Annotated in this window: 22 protein-coding genes and 3 pseudogenes; 12 read left to right on the forward strand and 13 right to left on the reverse strand. The window is 69.5% G+C overall.

Annotated elements, in window-relative coordinates; all coding sequences use genetic code 11:
• From MCHUDSM44219_RS25365 to mrf, 7 genes and pseudogenes are all read right to left on the reverse strand, one after another.
• Positions 1-196, reverse strand: a pseudogene (locus MCHUDSM44219_RS25365) (ergothioneine biosynthesis PLP-dependent enzyme EgtE); the annotation flags it as partial.
• The gene (gene egtD / locus MCHUDSM44219_RS25370; RefSeq protein ID WP_048421045.1) at positions 193-1,158 is read right to left on the reverse strand and encodes an L-histidine N(alpha)-methyltransferase; all 966 of its coding nucleotides are present in this window, start codon (positions 1,156-1,158) and stop codon (positions 193-195) included. The gene egtD and the pseudogene MCHUDSM44219_RS25365, both read right to left, overlap by 4 nt.
• The gene (gene egtC / locus MCHUDSM44219_RS25375; RefSeq protein WP_048421046.1) at positions 1,158-1,859 is read right to left on the reverse strand and encodes an ergothioneine biosynthesis protein EgtC; all 702 of its coding nucleotides are present in this window, start codon (positions 1,857-1,859) and stop codon (positions 1,158-1,160) included. Before egtC ends, egtD begins: the two co-directional genes overlap by 1 nt.
• Positions 1,852-3,141, reverse strand: a complete 1,290-nt coding sequence (gene egtB, locus MCHUDSM44219_RS25380) for an ergothioneine biosynthesis protein EgtB (RefSeq protein ID WP_048421047.1) — start codon at positions 3,139-3,141, stop codon at positions 1,852-1,854. Before egtB ends, egtC begins: the two co-directional genes overlap by 8 nt.
• Positions 3,138-4,412: an ergothioneine biosynthesis glutamate--cysteine ligase EgtA gene (gene egtA, locus MCHUDSM44219_RS25385; protein ID WP_048421048.1), complete on the reverse strand. Its 1,275-nt coding sequence runs from the start codon at positions 4,410-4,412 to the stop codon at positions 3,138-3,140. Before egtA ends, egtB begins: the two co-directional genes overlap by 4 nt.
• A gap of 132 nt (positions 4,413-4,544) precedes the next feature.
• Positions 4,545-5,195, reverse strand: a complete 651-nt coding sequence (locus tag MCHUDSM44219_RS25390; protein ID WP_048421049.1) for a sensor domain-containing protein — start codon at positions 5,193-5,195, stop codon at positions 4,545-4,547.
• Between the two features lie 17 nt (positions 5,196-5,212).
• Positions 5,213-6,367 carry a ribosome hibernation factor-recruiting GTPase MRF gene (gene mrf, locus MCHUDSM44219_RS25395; protein WP_048421050.1) on the reverse strand — a complete coding sequence of 385 codons (1,155 nt, stop codon included), beginning with the start codon at positions 6,365-6,367 and terminating at the stop codon, positions 5,213-5,215.
• Positions 6,368-6,465: 98 nt separating this feature from the next.
• On the opposite strand from mrf, the gene rpmB reads away from it, so the two are divergent.
• Genes rpmB through rpsR form a run of 4 tightly spaced genes read left to right on the forward strand, consistent with a single transcriptional unit; the run spans position 6,466 to position 7,407 of the window.
• Positions 6,466-6,702 carry a 50S ribosomal protein L28 gene (gene rpmB, locus MCHUDSM44219_RS25400; RefSeq protein WP_048421051.1) on the forward strand — a complete coding sequence of 79 codons (237 nt, stop codon included), beginning with the start codon at positions 6,466-6,468 and terminating at the stop codon, positions 6,700-6,702.
• Positions 6,702-6,866, forward strand: coding sequence for a 50S ribosomal protein L33 (gene rpmG / locus MCHUDSM44219_RS25405; RefSeq protein WP_048421052.1), 165 nt, complete (start codon positions 6,702-6,704; stop codon positions 6,864-6,866). Before rpmB ends, rpmG begins: the two co-directional genes overlap by 1 nt.
• Positions 6,866-7,171 (forward strand): 30S ribosomal protein S14, encoded by a 306-nt coding sequence (gene rpsN / locus MCHUDSM44219_RS25410; RefSeq protein ID WP_048421053.1) that lies wholly within the window; start codon positions 6,866-6,868, stop codon positions 7,169-7,171. Before rpmG ends, rpsN begins: the two co-directional genes overlap by 1 nt.
• Positions 7,168-7,407, forward strand: coding sequence for a 30S ribosomal protein S18 (gene rpsR, locus MCHUDSM44219_RS25415; protein WP_048421054.1), 240 nt, complete (start codon positions 7,168-7,170; stop codon positions 7,405-7,407). The genes rpsN and rpsR overlap by 4 nt, the downstream gene beginning before the upstream one ends.
• Before the next feature lie 73 nt (positions 7,408-7,480).
• On the opposite strand, the gene MCHUDSM44219_RS25420 is transcribed toward rpsR, so the two are convergent.
• The 6 genes from MCHUDSM44219_RS25420 to MCHUDSM44219_RS25445 form a co-directional block, all read right to left on the reverse strand.
• Positions 7,481-8,929 carry a catalase gene (locus tag MCHUDSM44219_RS25420; protein ID WP_048421055.1) on the reverse strand — a complete coding sequence of 483 codons (1,449 nt, stop codon included), beginning with the start codon at positions 8,927-8,929 and terminating at the stop codon, positions 7,481-7,483.
• 83 nt (positions 8,930-9,012) lie between these two features.
• Positions 9,013-9,462, reverse strand: coding sequence for a hypothetical protein (locus tag MCHUDSM44219_RS25425; RefSeq protein WP_048421056.1), 450 nt, complete (start codon positions 9,460-9,462; stop codon positions 9,013-9,015).
• Positions 9,463-9,519: 57 nt separating this feature from the next.
• Positions 9,520-10,170 (reverse strand): stage II sporulation protein M, encoded by a 651-nt coding sequence (locus MCHUDSM44219_RS25430; protein ID WP_048421057.1) that lies wholly within the window; start codon positions 10,168-10,170, stop codon positions 9,520-9,522.
• Between the two features lie 92 nt (positions 10,171-10,262).
• Entirely contained in the window at positions 10,263-11,300 is a 1,038-nt protein-coding gene (locus tag MCHUDSM44219_RS25435; protein ID WP_048421058.1) for a DUF4185 domain-containing protein, read from the reverse strand.
• Positions 11,301-11,373: 73 nt separating this feature from the next.
• On the reverse strand, positions 11,374-12,405 hold the full coding sequence (locus MCHUDSM44219_RS25440; RefSeq protein ID WP_048421059.1) for an aspartate-semialdehyde dehydrogenase: 1,032 nt from the start codon (positions 12,403-12,405) through the stop codon (positions 11,374-11,376).
• 2 nt (positions 12,406-12,407) lie between these two features.
• A complete protein-coding gene (locus tag MCHUDSM44219_RS25445; protein ID WP_048421060.1) occupies positions 12,408-13,673 on the reverse strand; it encodes an aspartate kinase in 1,266 nt (421 codons plus the stop codon).
• Between the two features lie 84 nt (positions 13,674-13,757).
• Here MCHUDSM44219_RS25445 and MCHUDSM44219_RS25450 point away from each other — a divergent pair, with 84 nt between their 5' ends.
• The 8 genes and pseudogenes from MCHUDSM44219_RS25450 to MCHUDSM44219_RS25480 all read left to right on the forward strand — a co-directional run.
• Positions 13,758-14,354, forward strand: coding sequence for a nitroreductase family protein (locus MCHUDSM44219_RS25450; protein WP_048421061.1), 597 nt, complete (start codon positions 13,758-13,760; stop codon positions 14,352-14,354).
• 109 nt (positions 14,355-14,463) lie between these two features.
• A complete protein-coding gene (locus MCHUDSM44219_RS25455; RefSeq protein WP_048421062.1) occupies positions 14,464-15,717 on the forward strand; it encodes an ammonium transporter in 1,254 nt (417 codons plus the stop codon).
• 114 nt (positions 15,718-15,831) lie between these two features.
• A pseudogene (locus MCHUDSM44219_RS31385) lies at positions 15,832-16,314 on the forward strand (type III glutamate--ammonia ligase); the annotation flags it as partial.
• Positions 16,315-16,383: 69 nt separating this feature from the next.
• Positions 16,384-17,097, forward strand: a pseudogene (locus MCHUDSM44219_RS31390) (type III glutamate--ammonia ligase); the annotation flags it as partial.
• 21 nt (positions 17,098-17,118) lie between these two features.
• Positions 17,119-18,027, forward strand: a complete 909-nt coding sequence (locus MCHUDSM44219_RS25465) for a class II glutamine amidotransferase domain-containing protein (protein WP_048421063.1) — start codon at positions 17,119-17,121, stop codon at positions 18,025-18,027.
• Positions 18,015-18,770: a GltB/FmdC/FwdC-like GXGXG domain-containing protein gene (locus MCHUDSM44219_RS25470; protein ID WP_048421064.1), complete on the forward strand. Its 756-nt coding sequence runs from the start codon at positions 18,015-18,017 to the stop codon at positions 18,768-18,770. The genes MCHUDSM44219_RS25465 and MCHUDSM44219_RS25470 overlap by 13 nt, the downstream gene beginning before the upstream one ends.
• The gene (locus MCHUDSM44219_RS25475) at positions 18,770-20,098 is read left to right on the forward strand and encodes an FMN-binding glutamate synthase family protein (protein WP_048421065.1); all 1,329 of its coding nucleotides are present in this window, start codon (positions 18,770-18,772) and stop codon (positions 20,096-20,098) included. Before MCHUDSM44219_RS25470 ends, MCHUDSM44219_RS25475 begins: the two co-directional genes overlap by 1 nt.
• On the forward strand, positions 20,095-21,107 hold a 1,013-nt coding region (locus MCHUDSM44219_RS25480), incomplete at its 3' end, for an NAD(P)/FAD-dependent oxidoreductase (RefSeq protein WP_236695584.1). The genes MCHUDSM44219_RS25475 and MCHUDSM44219_RS25480, both read left to right, overlap by 4 nt.
• Between the last annotated feature and the right edge of the window lies 1 nt (position 21,108).

The following is a 21,108-nucleotide window of genomic DNA, read 5'->3' on the forward strand; positions in this document are numbered from 1 at the left end:
CGGAGCGGGCCCGCTGGGCCTGTGATGATTGGGACGCCGCCGCCGCGGAGATCGGGTGTGCGACCTCGGCCTCGTGGCGGGCGTGCTGGGCGGCGGCCTCGATCGCAGCGAAGCTCTGCCGCGAGCACGCGGCGCTGTCGAGGTGCACGCCCGCGGCCGGCGGCCGCGCGGCGCGCCACGTGTCGGCGAGAGTCACTTGACCGCCAGCGAGAGGCCGAAGTCGCCCGCCTCGTCGGTCCACCAGTGGGTGCGCCGCAGGCCGGCCGCTTCGAGTTCACTGTCCACCCGGGACCGGCGGAACTTGCAGGAGACCTCGGTCAGCATCTCCTCGCCGTCGCCGAAATCGACGTCCAGGTCGAGCGCCGCGATGTGCACGGTCTGTGCGCGGGTGGACCGCAGCCACATCTCGATGCGCTCCTCGTCGGGATTCCAGCGGGCGACGTGTGCGAACGCGTCGAGGTCGAAGTCGGCGCCCAGCTCCCGGTTCACCACCGCGAGCACGTTGAGGTTGAAACGCGCCGTCACCCCGGCACTGTCGTCGTACGCGCGGACCAGCCGTCCGGTGTCCTTGACCAGGTCGGTGCCCAGCAGCAGCGCATCTCCGGGCTGCATCATCGCCGCCACAGACGACAGGAAATCCGCCCGCGGTCCCGGCGTCAGGTTGCCGATGGTGGAGCCCAAGAACGCGACCAACCGTCGGCCGGTCGCCGGGATCTTGCCCAGGTGCTCCTCGAAATCCCCGCAGACCGCGGCGACGTCGGTGCCGGGGTACTCGGCCTCGATCGCCGCGCCCGCCGCCTCGAGCACGGTCGCGTCGACGTCGAACGGGATGAAGCGGCGCAACGCGCCGCGCCCGGCCATCGCGTCGAGCAGCCTGCGCGTCTTCTCCGAGGTGCCGCTGCCCAACTCGACCAGCGTGTCGGCGCCCGAGACCTCCGCGATCTCCCCGGCGCGCGCCGCGAGGATCTGCGCCTCGGCCCGCGTCGGGTAATACTCCGGCAACCGGGTGATCTGGTCGAACAGATCGCTGCCGACGGAGTCGTAGAACCACTTGGGCGGCAACGATTTCGGCGTGCCACCCAGCCCGTCGCGGACGTCGCGGCGCAGTGCCGCCTCGGCGGCGTCGGCGGCCAGGTAGTTCTCCAGCGAGAACGTCATCACGGTCCTTTCAGCGGTGTCAGCTCGACCTTCGGGCCGACGTCGTCGACATCGACGGTGACCAGGTGGCGATCGGGGATCTCCTGCCAGGACGGGTCGTCGTCGTAGGGCTCGCTGGCCAGCACGACGCCGTCGGCACGGCGCAGCACCGACAGGGTGTCCCCGCAGGTGGTCGCGACCAGTCGGGATCCGTTGGCGGCCAGGATGTTCAGCCGCGCGTTCGGGTCGGCGGCGGACAGGCCGGCGATCGTGTCGCCCAGTTCGTCGAGGCCACGCTCGAAGATCAGCGCCGCCAGCAGCGCGCTGTCGTTGGTCGACTCCGCCTTCGCCGACAGCGGAAGCACCGCCCGGTCGACGAGCCCGTTGTGCGACAGCAGCCACGTCCCGTCGGTGAACGGCGCCGACGCGGACGCCTCGATCGGCATGCCGACGCTGGCCGAGCGCACCGCCGCGACCACGCACCCGCTCACCAGCGCCGGGGCCACCGAGGCGAACGAGGCGTCGCCCCACAGTGGCGCCGCGCTGCGCCAGCGGCGCGGCTGCGGCCCGTCGAAGAACCCTGCGCCCCAGCCGTCGGCGTTCATCAGGCCGTGCTTCTGCCGACGCGGCGCATAGGACTGCACCAGCAGGCCCGACGGCGGCTCGAGCATCAGCGACGCCAGCGAGACCGGGGCACCCAGCCAGGCCAGATGCCTACACATCCCACGCCAGCCGCACGCCCGAGAAGATCTGCCTGCGGATCGGGTGGTCCCAGTTGCGGAAGCTCGGCCGCAGGATGCCGGCAGCCACCGCCCACGAGCCGCCGCGCAGCACCCGGTAATCCCCCGAGGAAACCCCGTCGAAGAACGGCGCCGAGTACTGCTCGTAGACCATCGGGGTGAAGCCCGGCCACGGCCGCAGCGTGGAGGTGGTCCACTCCCATACGTCGCCCAGCATCTGTTCGGCGCCGTACGCCGACGCCCCGCCCGGATACGCGCCGACCGGCGCGGGGCGCAGCGCGCTCCCACCGAGGTTCGCCCGCTCGGACGTCGGTTCGGCTCTGCCCCACGGGAAGCGGCGGCGGACGCCGGCGGCGGGATCCCACGCGCACGCCTTCTCCCACTCGATCTCGGTGGGCAGCCGCGCCCCGGCCCACGCCGCGTACGCCTCGGCTTCGAAGAAGTCGACGTGCTGCACCGGTTCGTCGGCCGGGATGTCCTCGACGTGCCCGAAGCGGGTGCGTGTGCCGTCACCGTTCCAGAACATCGGCGCGGTCAGCCCGGCCTGCTGCCGGTGCGCCCAGCCCGCCTCGGACCACCACCGTGGCTGGTCGTAGCCGCCGTCGTCGATGAACTCGCGCCATTCGCCGTTGGTGACGGGCACCCGGCCGATGCGGAAGGCAGGGACGTCGACCACGTGGGCGGGGCGTTCGTTGTCCAGCGAGAAGGGCTCGGTGACGGGGTCGACGCCGAGCACGAACGTGCCCGCCGGTACCTCGACCGACGTGCCGGCCAGCCCGGCCCGACCCGCCGGCAGCGCGGCGCCCCGGTCGAGAAGCGGTGCGCCCGAGCGCAGGTTCAGCGCCTGCAGCATCGTCTCGTCGTGCTGGTTCTCATGGCTGACGACCATGCCGAACGTGAACGCGTCGGGGTGTCCTTCGGGCAGCGCGTCGAGCGCGTCGAGCACCTTGCCGCGCACGGTCGCGCAATATGCGCGGGCGTCGGCAGGCGGCAGCAGCGGCAGGTCGACCCTGGCGGCCCGGGAGTGGACGAACGCGTCGTAGAGCTGATCGACCTGCCGGGACAACAGCCCCGGACGGTCGGGGTTGCCGCCTCGCAGCAGCCACAGTTCCTCTTGCTGCCCGATGTGCGCGAGATCCCACACCAGCGGGCTCATCAGCGGGTCGTACTGCCGGCGCACCTCGGCATCGTCGAAGTCGACCAGGCGCAGGGTGCGGTCCCTGGCTTTGGTCAGTTCCTCGGCCAGCACCTCGCGTGACGTCACAGTTCCCCTTCTGCCAATTGGGTGACCGCGTCCGCGATCCCGTAGGAGACCACCCGGTCGGCGAAGTCGTCGGCCGGGCAGCGTCCGCGTTCGACGGAACGCACCAGCTGTTCGATCGATTCCGTCAGTGCCGCCGGGGCGCGCTCGGCCGCAGCGGTCACGCACGTCACCGCGGCCTCGTGCAGGTGCCGGTCGACCAGTCCCTCCCACGCCGCCCGGTCCCACGCCGTGTCGACGTGCTCGGTGGCCTCGGCGGCGACATCGGCGGCCACCGGATCGTCGAGCAGCGTGCTGAGCGTCCACGCCACGGCGGGCCACAGCGCATCCGACACGCTGTCCAGATAGCGGATCTCGAGGAACCCGCGCGGCCGCACGGGCGGGAAGAGCGTGGTCAGGTGATACTCCAGGTCGGCGATGGTGGGGCGGCGACCGCCGAGCAGCACCCGCCCGTCGGCCCAGTCCGCGAACGGCACCCACTCGGTGACCGGTTCGGGGTCGGGGTTGTGCACGAGCATGACGGGCGCCCGCAGCGCGTAACGCGCCCAGTCGCTGGCCGGGTCGTCGCCGCTGGCCCCCAGGACGGGTCCGCACCGCGCCGAGTCGAGCTGGCCCCACACGCGCTGGCGGGGGGACTGCCAGCCGGTGAAGCCACCGCCGAGCATCGGCGAATTCGCGGCGACGGCGATCATCGTGGGTCCCAGCGCGTGGGCCAGCCGTACCCGGTCGGCCCACTGGGTGCGCGGGCCGGCCTCGACGTTGACCTGTATCGAGGCCGTGGACGTCATCATCGCCGCGCCGGCGTCGGCGGTGCCGCTGGCCTCGAAGAAGCGCTCCATCGCGAGGTAGCGCGCGCCCGGGTTCACCCGCCGCGCCGGCCGCAACGGGTCGGCGCCGAGCAGGACCAGGCCGAAACCCGCCTGGTGGAACGCGGTTCGCAGCGCCGTCCGGTCGGACGTCATCGCCGCGATCGCGGCGTCGGGTCCGGCCGCCGGCGGGCCGGACAGTTCCACCGCGCCGCCCGGTTCGACGGTGACCATGCTTCCGCCCGGAAGGGCAGGCAGCGCGGCGATCACCGAGGTGAGCTCGTCCCATCCTGGCCGGCGTCCCGGATCGGACAGCGCGAAGCAGTGCGCCTCGATCTCCAGCCCCACCCCGCCGACCGGACCGTCGGTGAGACATCGGTCGACAAGGTGTTCGCCGGCGGATTCAGCGCTGGTCAGCGCGTTGTCGGCGCAGCCGGTGACCCCGTCACACGGCATCGTGCGGCCCATATCAGCCGTCCTCTTTCGATCGTTGACGCTCGCTGCCTGACGAGTCTTCCCCTTTATCTTCCAGAGCGCACCGACAAATTCCGGCCGTCGGCGGGTGACACATGGATGACGTGTCCGCCCAGGGCCGCGGCGTTACTGGCCGAGCGTGTTCTGCATCGCCCCGGCCAGCACGTTGACCGCGGGCCCGCCGTTGCCCGACTGACACACCTTGGCCTGCAGCAGCACGTTCTCACGCAGCCGGGTCGTGACGAAGCAGCGCCGGTCGGTGCCGGCCTCCTGCTTGACCCAGTCGGCGTCGGCGGCACCGGCGGGACCCCCGGTGAACGACCACACCTGCGTGGTGAAGTCCTCCAGGTGCATCGCGGTGGTCTGCCCGCTGCAGCCGACGGTCCGATCCACCACGCGGCGGTAGGCACGCCCGGCCGCCTCAGGCGTCGCGAACACCCCGACGGCCTGCTTCACCAGGTGGGTCGTGTCGGTCGGCGACTCCTGGGCGGTGGCGCCGTTGAACGCGGCCAGGTCGGGGTCGAGGTAGACCTCCGGCAGCCCGATGTCGGCCCAGTTGTTGCAGACCGGGTTGTCCACGTAATAGGCCTGGAATGGGTCGGAGAACGTCGACTCGGAACCCAGCCGCGCCCCGACGATGTTGCCCACCGAGCCCTTGTTCAGCACGGCGTAGTTGACCACTCCGGGATCGGAGGGCCGCGCGGCCGCGGGTGCGGCGAGGGCCAGTCCTGCGGCGGCGACACAACCGAGGGCGAGGGCTTTCACCTGACCGATCATGCCAGCCGGTGCGGCGGTCAGTCCTCCGCGTGGCCGTCGCGCTCCGTCTGCAGCGCCAGGACCGCGTCGTCGCACGGGTCGGCGTGCCACTCACCGAAAGGATCGGCGTAGCCCTGCCACTCGTGCTCGCGTTCCATCTCCGCGTCGGTGAGGACGGCGACACGCAGTGCGCGCGTGATCTCGTGGCCCTGTGCCCCACAGGTCAGCACCGCCAGGGAGGTGTGCCGATCGCCGTGGCGGTGGTCCCACATCAGCCCGGCCATCGCACGTCGTTCCAGGTTGACGTAGGCGACCTCGCGAGACGTCATGGCCGCCAACCACTTTCCCGCGTTGGTCACACGCAGTCCGCCTCCCGCGGACTCCAGCCACATCACCCGGTCGGGCCGGCCGGCCAGCCACAGCCGGCCGCGGCTGCGGACCACGCCGTCGAGCAGGACGTCGAGTGCGTCGTGCAGGCGACCGGGATGGAACGGTCGCCGCGAGGTGAACTCGACGAGTCCGACGCGGCCGTCGGTGTCCAGCGGGGGTTGACCGCACAGCAGCGACGCGTGCGGGTCGTCGCTGCGACCCCGCCGCGCGTCGGGTTCGAGGTGGGCCAGCGCGAGTTCGAGGCGATCGGTGCCGACGGTGACACGGGCGCGCGGCGCCAGCCTGCGCACGACGGCGAGCGTCTCCGGATCCGGGACGGTCAGGACGGCCACATCGGCGAACTCGACCTGCCCGACGACCACCTGGGCCGCGGTGCGGCCATCGTGGAGCTCCTCTTCCCCGAGAGCCTGGGGCAGCCAGGTGGCGCTGTCGACGGTGGCGACGACGGCCGACAGCGCGACGTCGCGCGCCACTGGCGAGCGGGTGATCGCGACCGCGACGGGTTCGGGCTCCATCCAGAGCCCGAGTCGGACCACGATGCGGTCGACATCGGGCCGGCGGTGCAGGTCACCCAGGTGCGCGAGCAGATCGTTGCGCACGGTGCAGGAGACACAGCAGTTCGTCAGCTCGAGGACCGTGTCCGCGACGACGGTGATTCCGCGATGCACGAGTGCGGTGGTGCGGTGCACGACGTGGCCGTCGAAGTGATGCTGCACCAGCGCCGTACCCGGCTTGTCGAGCAGTATCCGAGCAATGTCGTCGGTGTGGTGCTGGCCGGTCACGATCACGACGGGGGTGCGCATCGCCCTCCTTTAATGGGAATGATTTTCAATAAGCGTGCGTTCACGCTACAGTCTCGACCGCAGCTTGTCGAAAATCATTTTCAATAAGGAGGGATCCGATGTCCGCCCACTGCCAGGTCACCGGTCGCCGACCCGGCTTCGGCAACGCGGTGTCTCACTCGCACCGTCGAACCCGTCGCCGCTGGGATCCGAACATCCAGCGCAAGACGTACTACCTGCCATCCGAGGGCCGACGGATCACACTGCGCGTCAGCGCCAAAGGCCTCAAGGTCATCGACCGCGACGGCATCGAGTCGGTGGTGGCGCGCCTGCGCCGGGAAGGACAGAAGATCTGATGGCACGCAACGACATTCGCCCACTCGTGAGGCTGCGCTCGACCGCGGGCACCGGCTACACCTACGTCACCCGTAAGAACAGGCGCAACGATCCGGACCGGATCGTGCTGCGCAAATACGACCCGGTCGCCCGCCGGCACGTCGACTTCCGCGAAGAACGCTGATGGCCAAGAAGTCGAAGGTGGTTGCCAACGAGCGGCGCCGCGAGATGGTGGCCCGCTATGCCGAGCGACGGGCCGCGCTGAAGGAGACGATCCGGTCGGTGTCGACCAGCCCCGAAGAGAAGGCCGCCGCACAGCAGGCACTCAACCGCCAGCCGCGCGACGCCAGCCCGGTGCGGGTGCGCAATCGCGACACCGTCGACGGGCGGCCCCGGGGTCATCTGCGGAAGTTCGGCCTGTCACGGGTGCGTGTCCGCGAACTCGCGCACCGGGGACAGCTGCCCGGCGTCCGGAAGTCGAGCTGGTGACGCGCCGGCGCGAGGCACTCGCCGCTCCGAAGAAGCGGCGAAACCTGCTGTCGTCTCTGGGTATCGATGTCGTCGACTACAAGGACACCGCGACGCTGCGGCAGTTCCTCTCCGAGCGCGGCAAGATCCGTTCGAGGACGGTGACCGGGGTGACCGTGCAGCAGCAGCGCCAAGTCGCCGCGGCGATCAAGACAGCCCGCGAGATGGCGCTGCTCCCGTATCCCGGGCAGCACTGATCCTTTGGCGCGCCGAGTGCACGGTTTCTGTCGGGCCGTCTCGCGATCTCCGTCAGAAACCGTGCATTCGCGGCTAGGAACCGGCGCCCCGCACGCCCTCCTCGACTTTCTTGCCGAGGTCGGGATCGACGTTGCGCCAGTACTCGAACACCCGCGACAGCACCGGCTCCTTCACGCCGTCGGAGACGTGGCCGACGATGTTGTTCACCAGCCGGTCGCGCGCCGCGTCGTCGAGCACCTCCCGCACCAACGTGCCGGCCTGGCTCCAGTCGTCGTCCTCGGCGCGCAGTGCATACGCCGAACGCACCATGTCCCCGTCGGAGGCCCAGTGCACCTCCGACGCGCGGCGCGGATCGGCTTCCGGACCGCCCATCGAATTGGGCGCGTACACCGGGTCGGTGGCGTTGCGGATCCGCATGGCCCCGTCCTTGGAGTAGGCACGCACCTCCACCTTGGGCTCGTTGACCGGGATCTGCTTGTAGTTCACGCCGAGCCGGTGCCGATGCGCGTCGGCGTAGGAGAAGCCGCGCGCGAGCAGCATCTTGTCCGGCGACAGTCCGGTGCCGGGCACGATGTTGTTCGGCTCGAACGCGGCCTGCTCGATCTGCGCGTGATAGTCGACGACGTTGCGGTTGAGCGTCATCTTTCCGACCTGCTGGAGCGGGTAGTCGCTGTGCGGCCACACCTTCGTCAGGTCGAACGGGTTGATGCGGTAGGTCTTCGCGTCCTCGAACGGCATGATCTGCACGTGCAGCGTCCAGGACGGGAAGTTGCCGTCCTCGATCGACGTGAACAGGTCGCGCTGGTGGTAGTCGCCGTCCTCGCCGGCGAGCCGGTCGCCGTCCTCCTGGGTGAGGAAATCGACGCCCTGATCGGTCTTGAAGTGGTACTTGACCCAGAACATCTCGTCGTCGGCGTTGAGCCAGCTGTAGGTGTGGCTGGAGTAGCCGTTCATGTGCCGCCACGTCTTCGGGATACCGCGGTCACCCATCAGCCAGGTGACCTGATGCGCCGACTCGGGTGACAGCGTCCAGAAGTCCCACTGCATGTGGTGGTCGCGGAGATTGTTGGCCTGCATCCGCTTCTGGCTTCGGATGAAGTTCTGGAACTTCATGGGGTCGCGGATGAAGAACACCGGCGTGTTGTTACCGACCATGTCGAAGTTGCCCTCCGACGTGTAGAACTTCAGCGAGAACCCGCGCGGATCCCGCCAGGTGTCTGGGCTACCGCGCTCGCCGGCCACCGTCGAGAACCGGGCGACCATCTCGGTTTTCACGCCCTGCTGCAGGAACGCCGCCTTGGTGAAGGCGCTGACGTCGTGGGTGACCTCGAACTCGCCGAACGCGCCACCGCCCTTGGCGTGCGGCTGCCGCTCCGGGATCCGCTCGCGGTTGAAGTTGGCCATCTGCTCGAGCAGGTAGTGGTCCTGCAACAGGATGGGGCCGTCGGGACCGACGGTCAGCGAGTGCTCGACGCTGGGAACTGGTGCCCCGGCATCGGTCGTCGCGTACTTGTCAGACATCTGTTCTCCTCGGGGCTGGGCGGGTATCGGGCTGTGCCGCCGTCCAAAGCCAGCGGATACCCGGAAGCGGCCCGATCAATCACTCACGGACGCGCCGGCGCGGGTGTGTCGGGAGCCGACGGCGCACCACCGGGCGGGCGCGGGATCTCGATGATCTGTCCGGGGCCGAACGGTCCGGGGAAGGACGGGCCGCGCTGCATGCCTCCGGGCGGACCCATCGGGAACATGGCCGGTCCGGGTCGCATCATCATCTCGTGGCCGCGGTCGTAGTCCCCGCGGTGACCGTTGCTCACGGCCTTCCCGGTGAGGAACCCGGCGCCGAAGATGACGACGACGATGAACAGCGATCCCGCGACGATGCCGACCCATGCGGCGGCCTTGTTGAGCCGGCTGGACCGCTCGACGTAGACAGGCTGGGGCGGAACCGGCGGCGGTCCCTGATAGGCCGCGGGTGGCGTCAGCACGGGGCCGGTCGCGGGCTCGGTCTGATCGTGCGGCGTCTGATCGTGCGGCGGCGGCGTGGGTTCGCTCATGGGCATGATCCTGCTCTTGCTAGGCACAGCGCCGGTTAGACGTCCGCTGTGAATCGCCTAAGAACGTGCGGCGCCGCCCGGGCTCGCCAACAGCAATTCGGCCAGCGGATGCACGGCGTAGCGCAGCGAGAAGGCTTCGTAGACCGCGCCGACGACGAGCAGCACGGCGGCGAGCAGCACCAGCCATCCGAGGTTCTGCAGCCCCCGACGGTAGGCGGCTCGCCGGGTGTCGACGCCCGCGAGGTCGGGGCGGATCCAGTACCTGCCGAGCAGGTAGGCACCCAGAAGCAGCACGATGTAGGCCTGCAGTTCGATGATCAGCGTGACCGAATGCGGGATCAGCGCCACCCAGCCGATGTCGTTCGGGGGGACCAGGGCCACTCCCGTCGTCACCACCCAGTAGCCGAACAGCGGAAGGCCGGCGAAGGGCACGATCATCGACGGCGCCACGATGGTCAACGCACCCATGCGGATCACGTTGACGCCGAGAATCACCAGGGCGAACAGCCAGGGATTGTCGAACACCGACTGCACGAGCTCCGTCGTGCCGTTGGCATCCAGGGCCTCCCGGCGTGCCTCGGTGAGCTGCGGGAAGGCGAGCCCGGCGGCGAAGCCCACCAGGAACAGCCCGAACACCAGCGCATTCGCCACGAGATAGGCACGGGAGTTCTCCGCGATGATGCGAAACGGTCGCCAGGATCGGACCACGTGTCTGCCTCACTCTTATGCGCAGTGTTACTAGTACAGTGTGCTAGTTCCCACGCTAACACGGTGTACTAGTGAGCGGCGGCGGGGCCCGACTAGGGCTTGAACGGGTTCACAGCGAACTGGATCACCCGGTACGGGCTGCCCCCGCGCGGGGTGGTGTTCCACTGGCTGACGAACACGCGCACCGCGTCCGGTGTGGATCCCGGCGAGAGGTAGCCGCCGTAGGGCTGTGCGAGCCGGTTGTCCTGCGGGGGTGGCAGATCCTCGGCGCGGTCGGGCCACGGCGCCGCGACCACGACCGTCGTCACCGGCGCGGCACCCAGGCCCGTCGGGTCGGCCGCGACCCGGATCTCCATGTTGCCGGTGCTGGCGTTGAAGTAGGACAGCACGGTGCGGCCGTCGATCTGGCGCACGCTCATCTCGCCCACCCGGTCGTTCCACAGCGGTGCGGGCTCGCCACCCCACCCGGTGGGCGCCCAGCCCTGCCAGGTGGACCGGTCGGTGAAGCTCTGCGGCGTCGCGCGGTAGAGGCGGACCGGACCGGTGCGGTCGAAGTTGTTGGCGACGATGTAGACCCAACCTCGCGGCGACTCGGGCGTCGGGATCGGGTCGTAGTAGCCGCTGATCTGGGACTGGCCGCCGTCGGCGTAGGCGGCGTCGCGGCGCGATCCGGGCACCGTCGCCCAATTGCCTTTTCCTGCTTCTGCTTTCACCAGACGGGACGATTGCGGACGCAGATCCTTGGTGGTCGTGACCAGCAGGTAGTTCTCCCGGTTGATCTCGACGATGCCCGCCGGCAACTGTGAGGATCCCGGCGGCGTCGGGTCGGCGAGCAGCGGGGTGTCGATCCCGGTCACACCGTCGTAGCGGACCCCGGCCGGGTCGTCGAGCGAACCGTCGACCACGTGCAGCGCGATCGGTGAGTACCAACCGCCGAAACCCACGCCTTCGCCGGCGAAACTGTCACCGCACACCTGCAGGATGCCGCTCGGGAACTCCATGAACTCGCAGAGGTCCGTCGCACCGATGCCGTAATCCACTGTCGGCGTTCCAGTTCCGGCCACCGGCCCGACGCGGATGACCTGTCCGGGCTGCAGCGGCGGCAACTCGATCGGCGTCGCATGCGCCACCGACCCCGCCGAAACTGTATTCCACGCGCAGAAGAGGACGAAAACGCCGCGCGGAATGCAGTTTCGGCGCAAATCAGCCTCGGGCCAGCAACTCGGCGATCTGAATCGTGTTGAGCGCCGCACCTTTTCGCAGGTTGTCTCCGGAGACGAACAGCGCCAGCCCGCGACCCTCCGGCACGCCGGGATCCTGCCGGATCCGGCCGACCAGGGAGTCGTCGACACCCGCGGCGGCCAGCGGCGTGGGCACGTCGACCAGCGTGACGCCGGGCGCCGAGGACAGGATCTCGGTGGCCCGCTCGACCGACAACGGCTCTGCGAACTCGACGTTCAGCGACAGCGAGTGACCGGTGTACACGGGCACGCGCACGCACGTGCCGGACACCGCGAGGTCGGGGATGCCGAGGATCTTGCGGCTCTCGTTGCGCAGCTTCTGGTCCTCGTCGGTCTCCCCCGAGCCGTCGTCGACCAGGGAACCGGCCAGCGGCACGACGTTGAACGCGATCGGTGCGACGTACTTGTTCGGCGCCGGGAAGTCCAGTGCGCCACCGTCATGCACGAGTTCGCGGCTGTCGGAGACCACCGCGCTCGCCTGGCCGAACAGCTCCTCGACCCCGGCCAGCCCGCTGCCCGAAACCGCCTGGTAGGTCGAGGCGATCATCCGCACCAGCCCGGCCTCGTCGTGCAGCGGCTTGAGCACTGGCATCGCGGCCATGGTGGTGCAGTTCGGGTTGGCGATGATGCCCTTCGGGCGATGGACCGCGTCGCGCGCGAAGTTCACCTCGGCGACCACCAGCGGCACCTCGGGGTCCTTGCGCCACGCCGAGGAGTTGTCGATCACCACCGCGCCGGCGGCGGCGAAGCGCGGCGCCTGCACCCGCGACATCGTGGCGCCGGCGGAGAACAACGCGATGTCCAGCCCGGACGGGTCGGCGGTCTCGGAGTCCTCGACCTCGATCTCCTGCCCGCGGAATTCCAGCTTCTTGCCCGCCGAACGCGCCGAGGCGAAGAACCTCACCTCGGTGGCGGGGAAGTCTCTGTCCGCCAACAGTTTCCGCATCACCTGGCCGACCTGGCCGGTGGCTCCCACCACTCCGATGCTCACCATTGCTAGCGCCCCGTTCCCGCGTAGACCACAGCTTCCTCGTCGCCGCCGAGCCCGAAGGCCTCGTGCAGCGCCTCGACGGCACGGTCGAGTTCGGTGTCCTTGATCAGAACCGAGATCCGGATCTCGGAGGTGGAGATCAGGTCGATGTTGATGCCCGCGTTGGCCAGCGCCTCACAGAACGTCGCCGTCACGCCGGGATGCGACCGCATGCCGGCGCCGATCAGCGACACCTTGCCGATGTGGTCGTCGTAGAGCACCCGGGTGAAACCGATCTCGTCCTGCAGTGAGGTCAGTTTCTCCACAGCGCCGGGGCCGCTGTCGCGCGAGCAGGTGAACGTGATGTCGGTCTTGCCGTCCTCGACCTTGGAGATGTTCTGCAGCACCATGTCGATGTTGACGTCGGCGTCGGCGACCGCGCGGAACACCTGGGCGGCGTAGCCGGGGACGTCGGGCACCCCGACGACGGTGACCTTGGCCTCGCCGCGGTCGTGGGCTACTCCGGTCAGGATGGCGTCTTCCATGGGGATGTCCTCGATCGATCCTTTGACGATGGTGCCCGGCCTGTCGGAGTACGACGAGCGGACGTGGATGGGCAGGTCGAAGCGGCGCGCGTACTCGACGCAACGCAGCATCAGCACCTTGGCGCCCGCGGCGGCCATCTCGAGCATCTCCTCGAAGGAGACGGCGTCGAGGCGCCGCGCGTTGGGCACGATGCGCGGATCGGCGGTGAAGATGCCGTCGACGTCGGTGTAGATCTCGCAGACGTCGGCCTTCAGGGCGGCGGCGACGGCCACCGCGGTGGTGTCCGACCCGCCGCGGCCCAGTGTGGTGACGTCCTTGGTGTCCTGGCTGACGCCCTGGAACCCGGCGACGAGCACGATCTGACCGTCGTCGAGCGCCGAGCGCAGCCGGGTTGGGGTGACGTCGATGATCTTGGCGTTGCCGTGCGTGCCGGTGGTGACGACGCCGGCCTGCGAGCCGGTGAACGAGCGCGCCTGCGCGCCGAGTGACTCGATCGCCATCGCGACCAGCGCGTTGGAGATCCGTTCGCCGGCGGTCAGCAGCATGTCCAGTTCGCGCGGCGGCGGGGCCGGCGACACCTGTTTGGCCAGGTCGAGCAGTTCGTCGGTGGTGTCGCCCATCGCCGAGACCACGACGACGACGTCGTTACCTGCCTTTTTGGTCTCGACGATGCGCTCGGCCACACGGCGGATCCGCTCGGCGTCGGACACCGAGGATCCGCCGTACTTCTGTACGACGAGCGCCACTGCAGGAACCTTTCGAACGGGAGGGATCCCGATAAGGATAAAGGCTGCGCGCACCTGCTTTTTCCCGCCGGTAGCGTCGGCTGGGTGGCACCGACCCCCGATCCCGTCCCGACCGATCGGTTGGCCGAGACCTCGGTCCCCATCCATCCGCCGATCGCCGCGCGCTGGAGTCCGCGTGCGTTCGACCCCGCGGCCGAACTGGCCGACGACGATCTGGTCGCGCTGATCGAGGCGGCCCGCTGGGCGCCGACGTGGGGCCGGCGCCAGCCGGTCCGGTTCGTGGTGGGCCGTCGCGGCGACGACACCTTCGCGACGCTCGCCGATCTGCTGCGCCGCGGTAACAGCTACGCCCGGGCTGCCAGCGCGCTGATCCTGCTCTGCGCGGACGAGGGCGACGACGAGAAGACCGCGCTGTACTCCGGGGTCGACGGCGGCGCCGCGATGGCCCTGATCGGCATCGAGGCGGTGTCACGCGGTCTGATCACCCATCCGATGGCCGGTTTCTCCGCCGAGGGCGCCGTCGAGGCATTCGGACTGCCCGCCACCCTGCGCCCTCTGGCGATGATCGCGGTCGGCCGGCTCGGCGACTATGCCGACGTCGACGCGGCGATCGCCGAGCGTGACCGGCTGCCGCGCGAGCGGCTCCCGCTGAACGAGATCGTGCTGAATTGGCAAACCTGAGCCGCGATCGTTACGTGGCCGAAACCTGACGAAACCGTCCACGTAACAGAGACGTCGGTAACTGTCGGTGAACGGCTCCGCAGCGGAGCCGCCCATCGCAGGAGAATCTATGGATACAGGGACGACCGCGTTCATGCTGTGTTGCATCATCGGCCTCACGCTGATGATCCCCGGCCTCGCGTTGTTCTACGGCGGCATGGTGTCCGTCAAGAGCTCGACGAACATGATGATGATGACGTTCGGCGCCGTGGCGATCGTCGGCGTGCTGTGGGTGCTGTTCGGCTTCTCGATGACCTTCGGCACCTCCTACGGTGGGTTCGTCGGCAGCTTCACCGAATTCGCGGGCATGAAGAACCTGACCGAGCCGATGACGACCATCGACGGGCTGCCGATCAGTCTGTTCTCGTTGTTCCAGGCGCTCTTCGCGGCCATCACGGTCGCGCTGATCTCCGGCGCGGTCGCCGACCGGATGAAGTTCGGTGCGTGGATGGGCTTCGCGACGCTGTGGGCGGTGCTGGTGTACTTCCCGGTCGCGCACTGGGTGTTCGCCTTCGACGGTGTGGTCACCGAGAACTCCACCGGCGGCTGGATCGCCAACAAGCTCAAGGCCATTGACTTCGCCGGTGGTACCGCGGTGCACATCAACGCCGGCGCGGCGGCGCTGGCCGTGGCGATCGTGCTCGGCAAGTCGGCGAGCTGGGGCCAGCTGCGCAAGCCGCACAACGTGCCGCTGACGCTGCTCGGGGCCGGGCTGCTGTGGGCCGGCTGGTACGCGTTCAACGGCGGTTCGGCTCTGGCAGCGGGCAATTCGGCCGCGATCGTCATGGTCACCACGTTCGTCGCCACCTGCGCGGCCACGCTGGCCTGGATCGCCGTCGAGAAGATCAAGGACGGTCACGTGACGGGCGTCGGTGCGGCGTCGGGCGCCATCACCGGCCTGGTCGCGATCACCCCGGCCTGTGGCGCGGTCACGCCTGTGGGCGCGATCATCCTCGGCGCCATCGCCGGCGCGGTGTGCGTGTACGCGGTGGGTCTCAAGGAGCGCTTCGGCTATGACGACTCCCTCGACGTGGTGGGTGTGCACCTCGTCGGTGGCGTCATCGGCACGCTGCTGATCGGCCTGCTGGCCAGCGACACGATGCCCAACGCCACCAACGGCCTGTTCTACGGCGGCGGATTCGACCAGCTGTGGCGTCAGGCCGCGGCGGCGGGCGCGGTGATGGCGTACTCGTTCGTGATCGCCGGGATCATCGCCTTCGCACTGAAGAAGACTGTGGGCATACGTATTTCGCCCGACGACGAGGAGAAGGGCATCGACGCGGCGTTCCACCGCGAGGCGTCCTACGAGCTCGCCTCCGCCTAGCGCGGTACTCGACCGGCCGGTGCGGAGAGCGCGATTCCGCACCGGCCGTTCGATGTGCGGAGTGTTTCACGAAATGATACTGTGATTCCTAACAAGAGACACTAGGTGGGCGACATGACAATGGACCTCGCGGTCGCAGCAGAGCGATCCGGCACGAAGTTCATCCTCGCGCTGTTCGTCGATCTGCGCGGAAAGCCCTGCGCCAAACTGGTTCCCGTCGAGGCGGTGGACATGCTGGCTACCGAGGGCGTCGGGTTCGCGGGCTACGCCGTGGGCGCGATGGGCCAGGAGCCCAAGGACCCGGACATGATGGCGATCCCGGATCCGGCGTCGTTCACCCCGATCCCGTTCCTCAAGGAGGGCCTCGCGATCGTGCACTGCGACCCCCACGTGGAGGGGACGCCGTGGCCGTACGCGCCGCGGGTGATCCTGAAGAACCTCATCCAGCGTTGCGGCGACGCGGGATTCGAGCCGTGGGTGGGCGCCGAGGTGGAGTACTTCCTGCTGCGGCGCACCGGTGACGGCGGCGTCGTGGTGGCCGACGCCGCCGACACCGCCGCTCAGCCCTGTTACGACGCGCGCGGCGTCACCCGGATGTAGTCGTCGACCACACCCGCGGGGACGTCTGCGCCCTTTATGCCGAGCTCTATCTGGGCCCGCAGGACNATCGGTGTCGAGATCGTCGGGAACCACCAACCGCGCACCGAGATGTCGATGATCGCCGCCGAGCGCGGCATGATCGCGACGTTCATGCCCAAGCCGTTCGCCGACAAGACGGGCAGCGGACTGCACCTGCACCTGTCGCTCACCAGTGCCGGCAACGCGGTGTTCCCCACCCAGACCGACGACGCCCGGGGACTCGGCCTGTCCGACACGGCGTACGGGTTCATCGGCGGAATCCTCGAACACGCCTGTGCGCTGCAGGCCGTCATAGCCCCGACGGTCAACTCCTACAAGCGGACCGGGGCAGTCGCCACCGCGTCCGGGGCCTCCTGGGCGCCGCGGCTGCCTACCTACGGCGGCAACGACCGCACCCACTACATCCGAGTGCCCGACTCCGACCGCATCGAGCTGCGCGGCGGGGACGGCTCGGCCAACCCGTATCTCGCGATCGCCGCTGCGCTGGGCGCCGGGATCGACGGCATCAAACGCAGCACCGATCCGGGCGCCGTCGGCGCGGGGGTCAGCACGCGGCCGCTGCCGCCGACGCTGCTGCACGCGGTCGAGGAGTTCGAGGGCGACCCGTTGATCACCGGAGTTCTCGACGCTGCAGGTGACGGTGTCGCCGCCTACTTCGCCGGCGTGAAACGCGAGGAGTTCTTCAGCTACCACAGCGCGGTCAGCCCGTGGGAGATCGACCAGTACCTGACCGCCTTCTGACTCTTCGAACCGGAGGAATCCATGTGTGGCATCGTCGGGTTGCACCTGCGCACACCCGAGCTCTATCCGCGGCTGGGCACCCTGCTGTCCGCCATGCTCTGCGAAATGGGCGACAGGGGAAGCGATTCGGCCGGCGTCGCCGTCTACGGTGACGTGACGTGGTCGCCCCCGGGGCAGGGCTGTGTGTCGGTGGCCGACCTGGGCACCGGTCGGCGCGAGGACGTCGATCTGGTGACGCGCACGGTCGCCACCGCACTGGACGATGACGTCGAGGGCGTCGCGGTGGCCGACAGCCACCTGTTGTCGTCGGACGCGTCGTCGGAGGCGCTGCTCGCGGCGGTCCGGGCCTCCTATCCCGAGGCGATCATCGCCGGATTCGGTTCGGACGTCGCGGTTCTCAAGGGGGTCGGTCACCCGCGCGTGCTCACCGCGAGCTGGGGGCTGGCCGACGCGCAGGGCTGGCAGGGTGTCGGCCACACCCGGATGGCGACCGAGTCCGCGGTGACGCCGTCGGGCTGCCATCCGTACGCCGTCGGACCGGGACAGTGCATGGTGCACAACGGATCGTTCGCCAACCACGCGACGATCCGCCGCGAGTTGCGCGCGCGCGGTGTGGTGTTCGACAGCGAGAACGACACCGAGGTCGGCGCCCGCTTCATCGCCGCGCTGCTGGCCGACGGCCGCGACGTCGAGAGTTCCCTCAAGGAGCTCTGCCGCACGTTCGACGGCTTCTACACCCTCCTGGTCTCCGACCGCGACTCGTTCGCCGTGGTGCGCGACGCGATCGCGTGCAAGCCGGCCGTCATCGCCGAGACCGACGACTGGGTGGCCATGGGCAGCGAGTACCGCGCCCTGGCCGGGCTGCCCGGGGTCGAGAACGCCCGCATCTGGGAACCCGAACCGGAGGTGGTCTACGCATGGCAGCGCTGAATGTCTCCTCGCGCGAGCGCTCGTCGGCGCTGAATGTCTCCTCGCGCGAGCGCTCGTCGGCGGTAGCGACGCGTTACGACCTGCGCACCACCGCCCTGCGTGACGTCAACGCGGCGTTGCACGCACCGGATGTCCACGGCGAGTTCGTCATCGAGCATCCCGCCGGCGCGCACAACGTCGCCGTCGGGCTGAACGCCCCGCTGACGGTCACGATCGACGGCCACGTCGGCTACTACGCCGCGGGCATGAACCAGCACGCCGACGTCGTGATCAACGGCAACGCCGGCACCGGGGTCGCCGAGAACATGATGAGCGGCTCGGTGTGGGTGAAGGGCAACGCGTCGCAGTCGGCGGGCGCCACCGCGCACGGCGGTCTGCTGGTGATCGAGGGCAATGCCGCCGCCCGGTGCGGCATCTCGATGAAGGGGGTGGACATCGTCGTCGGCGGCGACGTCGGCCACATGAGCGCGTTCATGGCGCAGGCGGGCCGGCTCGTGGTCCGCGGCGATGCCGGTGAGGCGCTCGGCGACTCCCTGTACGAGGCCCGCATCTACGTGCGCGGCGACGTCGCGTCGCTGGGCGCGGACTGCGTGACCAAACCGATGCGCGCCGAACACATCCGCGAACTCGAAGAGCTGCTCAAGGCAGCGGGATTCGAGGGTGACGACCTCGGCGCCTACACGCGCTACGGATCGGCGCGCTCGCTCTACCACTTCCACGTCGACAACGCTGCGAGCTACTGATGACCTCCTCCACCGATGACCGCGCCCGCCTCGGCCTGCGCGAGTCCGCCACCTTCGACCGCGCCACCATCGCCGCGATCCAGCGCGCCGCCGACACCGGCGTCTACGACATCCGCGGCTGGGGCGCCAAGCGCCGGCTCCCCCACTTCGACGATCTGCTGTTCCTCGGCGCCTCGATGTCGCGCTATCCGCTCGAGGGATACCGCGAGCGGTGTGCCACCGACGTGGTGCTGGGCGACCGCCACGCCAAACATCCTCTGCACCTCGCCATTCCGGTCACCATCGCCGGCATGAGCTTCGGCGCCCTGTCCGGGCCGGCCAAGGAGGCGCTGGGCCGCGGCGCCAGCGAGGTCGGCACATCGACCACCACCGGCGACGGCGGCATGACACCCGAGGAGCGGGGCCAGAGCAAGCACCTGGTGTACCAGTACCTGCCGTCGCGCTACGGGATGAACCCCGACGATCTGCGCAAGGCCGACGCGATCGAGGTGGTGCTCGGTCAGGGCGCCAAGCCCGGCGGCGGCGGAATGCTGCTGGGGCAGAAGATCTCCGAACGGGTCGCCGCGATGCGGACGCTGCCCCAGGGCATCGACCAGCGCTCGGCGTGCCGCCATCCTGACTGGACCGGACCCGACGATCTGACCATCAAGATCAACGAGCTGCGGGAGATCACCGACTGGGAGAAGCCGATCTACGTCAAGGTCGGCGCCCCCCGCACCTACTACGACGTCAAGCTCGCGGTGCATGCCGGCGCGGACGTCGTCGTGGTCGACGGCATGCAGGGCGGCACCGCCGCCACGCAGGAGGTGTTCATCGAGCACGTCGGTATCCCGACGCTCGCCGCGATCCCCGAGGCGGTGCGGGCGCTGCAGGAGTTGGGCGTGCACAGGAAAGTCCAGCTGATCGTGTCGGGCGGTATCCGCAACGGCGCCGACGTCGCTAAGGCGCTGGCGCTGGGCGCCGACGCGGTCGCGATCGGCACAGCGGCGCTGATCGCGCTGGGCGACAACCACCCCCGATACGCCGCCGAGTACGAGAAGCTGGGCAGCGCCGCGGGTTTCTACGACGACTATCAGGACGGCAACGACCCGGCGGGCATCAGCACACAGGATCCCGAACTCGCCGCCCGGCTCGATCCGGTCGCCGCGGGCCGTCGACTGGCCAACTATCTGAGGGTGCTGACGATGGAGGCGCAGACCATCGCGCGGGCGTGCGGCAAGTCCCACGTGTGCCATCTCGAGCCGGACGATCTCGTCGCGGTCAGCATCGAGGCCGCGGCGATGGCGCGGGTGCCGTTGGCCGGTACCAGCTGGATTCCGGGCACGTGAGCACCGCCGACGTCGTCATCGTCGGCGGCGGCATCGAGGGCTGCGCTGCGGCGTGGGCGCTGGCCGAGCGCGGGGTGACCGACGTCGTCGTGGTGGAACGCCACACCGTCGGCTCCGGCATGACCGGCAAGAGCAGCGGGATCGTGCGCTGCCACTACGGGGTGAGCTCACTCGCCGCGATGGCCACGGTCGGGCTGGAGGTCTTCGAACACGCGGATGACCTCTTCGGCACCGACATCGGGTTCCGCCAGACCGGTTACGTCGTCGGCGTCGGGGAACCGAACGTGGACGCGCTGCGCAAGAGTCTCGCCGCCCAGCGTGCGGTCGGGGTGGACACCGAGGAGATCGACCACACCGAGGTCGCGAAGATGTGGCCGTTCGCCGACCTGACCCCGTTTGCGGCGTTCGGGTGGGAGCCCCGCGGTGGGTACGGGGACGCCTATCAGACCGCGCAGGCGCTGGCGATCAGCGCTCGCGCTGCGGGTGTCCGGGTCCGGCAGGGCTGCGCGGCAACGGGATTGACCGCGACCGGCGACCGGGTGACCGGCGTGGCCCTCGCTGACGGCAGCGAGATCTCGGCGGGCACCGTCGTCGCCGCGACGGGGGTGTGGACGCCGGCGTTGCTGGCGCCGCACGGCGTCGACGTGCCGATCCGGGTGATCCGCGAGCAGATCGTGATGATCGATCCCGGCGTTCCCACCGGCCCGGTGCCGGTGTTCTCCGATCTGGTGTCGCTGCAGTACGTCCGGCCCGAGGTGGGCGGCGACATCCTGTTCGGCAACAGCGATCTCGCCGACGCGCGCACCGCCGACCCGGACGACTACCTCAACCGGGCCACCGAGGAGTTCGTCGACATCACCGTCGACAAGGTCGGGACCCGGTTCCCCGGCTTCCCCGACGCGGCCATCACCGGCAGCTACGCAGGGTGCTACGACGTGACGCCGGACTGGAACCCGGTGATCTCACGGACCGGTCTCGACGGGCTGGTGGTCGCGGCCGGCTTCAGCGGN

This window comes from Mycolicibacterium chubuense, assembly GCF_001044255.1.
GTDB classification, from domain to species: Bacteria; Actinomycetota; Actinomycetes; order Mycobacteriales; family Mycobacteriaceae; genus Mycobacterium; species Mycobacterium chubuense.

Excerpts from the sequence above, each read along its gene's own strand:
- egtA (WP_048421048.1), bottom strand. The coding sequence starts at position 4,412 with ATGGGCCGCACGATGCCGTGTGACGGGGTCACCGGCTGCGCCGACAAC.
- MCHUDSM44219_RS25475 (WP_048421065.1), top strand. The coding sequence starts at position 18,770 with ATGACCTCCTCCACCGATGACCGCGCCCGCCTCGGCCTGCGCGAGTCC.
- mrf (WP_048421050.1), bottom strand. The coding sequence starts at position 6,367 with ATGCGCACCCCCGTCGTGATCGTGACCGGCCAGCACCACACCGACGAC.
- egtC (WP_048421046.1), bottom strand. The coding sequence starts at position 1,859 with ATGTGTAGGCATCTGGCCTGGCTGGGTGCCCCGGTCTCGCTGGCGTCG.
- rpmG (WP_048421052.1), top strand. The coding sequence starts at position 6,702 with ATGGCACGCAACGACATTCGCCCACTCGTGAGGCTGCGCTCGACCGCG.
- egtD (WP_048421045.1), bottom strand. The coding sequence starts at position 1,158 with ATGACGTTCTCGCTGGAGAACTACCTGGCCGCCGACGCCGCCGAGGCG.
- MCHUDSM44219_RS25420 (WP_048421055.1), bottom strand. The coding sequence starts at position 8,929 with ATGTCTGACAAGTACGCGACGACCGATGCCGGGGCACCAGTTCCCAGC.
- rpmB (WP_048421051.1), top strand. The coding sequence starts at position 6,466 with ATGTCCGCCCACTGCCAGGTCACCGGTCGCCGACCCGGCTTCGGCAAC.
- MCHUDSM44219_RS25425 (WP_048421056.1), bottom strand. The coding sequence starts at position 9,462 with ATGAGCGAACCCACGCCGCCGCCGCACGATCAGACGCCGCACGATCAG.
- MCHUDSM44219_RS25390 (WP_048421049.1), bottom strand. The coding sequence starts at position 5,195 with ATGATCGGTCAGGTGAAAGCCCTCGCCCTCGGTTGTGTCGCCGCCGCA.
- MCHUDSM44219_RS25455 (WP_048421062.1), top strand. The coding sequence starts at position 14,464 with ATGGATACAGGGACGACCGCGTTCATGCTGTGTTGCATCATCGGCCTC.
- MCHUDSM44219_RS25470 (WP_048421064.1), top strand. The coding sequence starts at position 18,015 with ATGGCAGCGCTGAATGTCTCCTCGCGCGAGCGCTCGTCGGCGCTGAAT.
- rpsN (WP_048421053.1), top strand. The coding sequence starts at position 6,866 with ATGGCCAAGAAGTCGAAGGTGGTTGCCAACGAGCGGCGCCGCGAGATG.
- MCHUDSM44219_RS25465 (WP_048421063.1), top strand. The coding sequence starts at position 17,119 with ATGTGTGGCATCGTCGGGTTGCACCTGCGCACACCCGAGCTCTATCCG.
- MCHUDSM44219_RS25440 (WP_048421059.1), bottom strand. The coding sequence starts at position 12,405 with ATGGTGAGCATCGGAGTGGTGGGAGCCACCGGCCAGGTCGGCCAGGTG.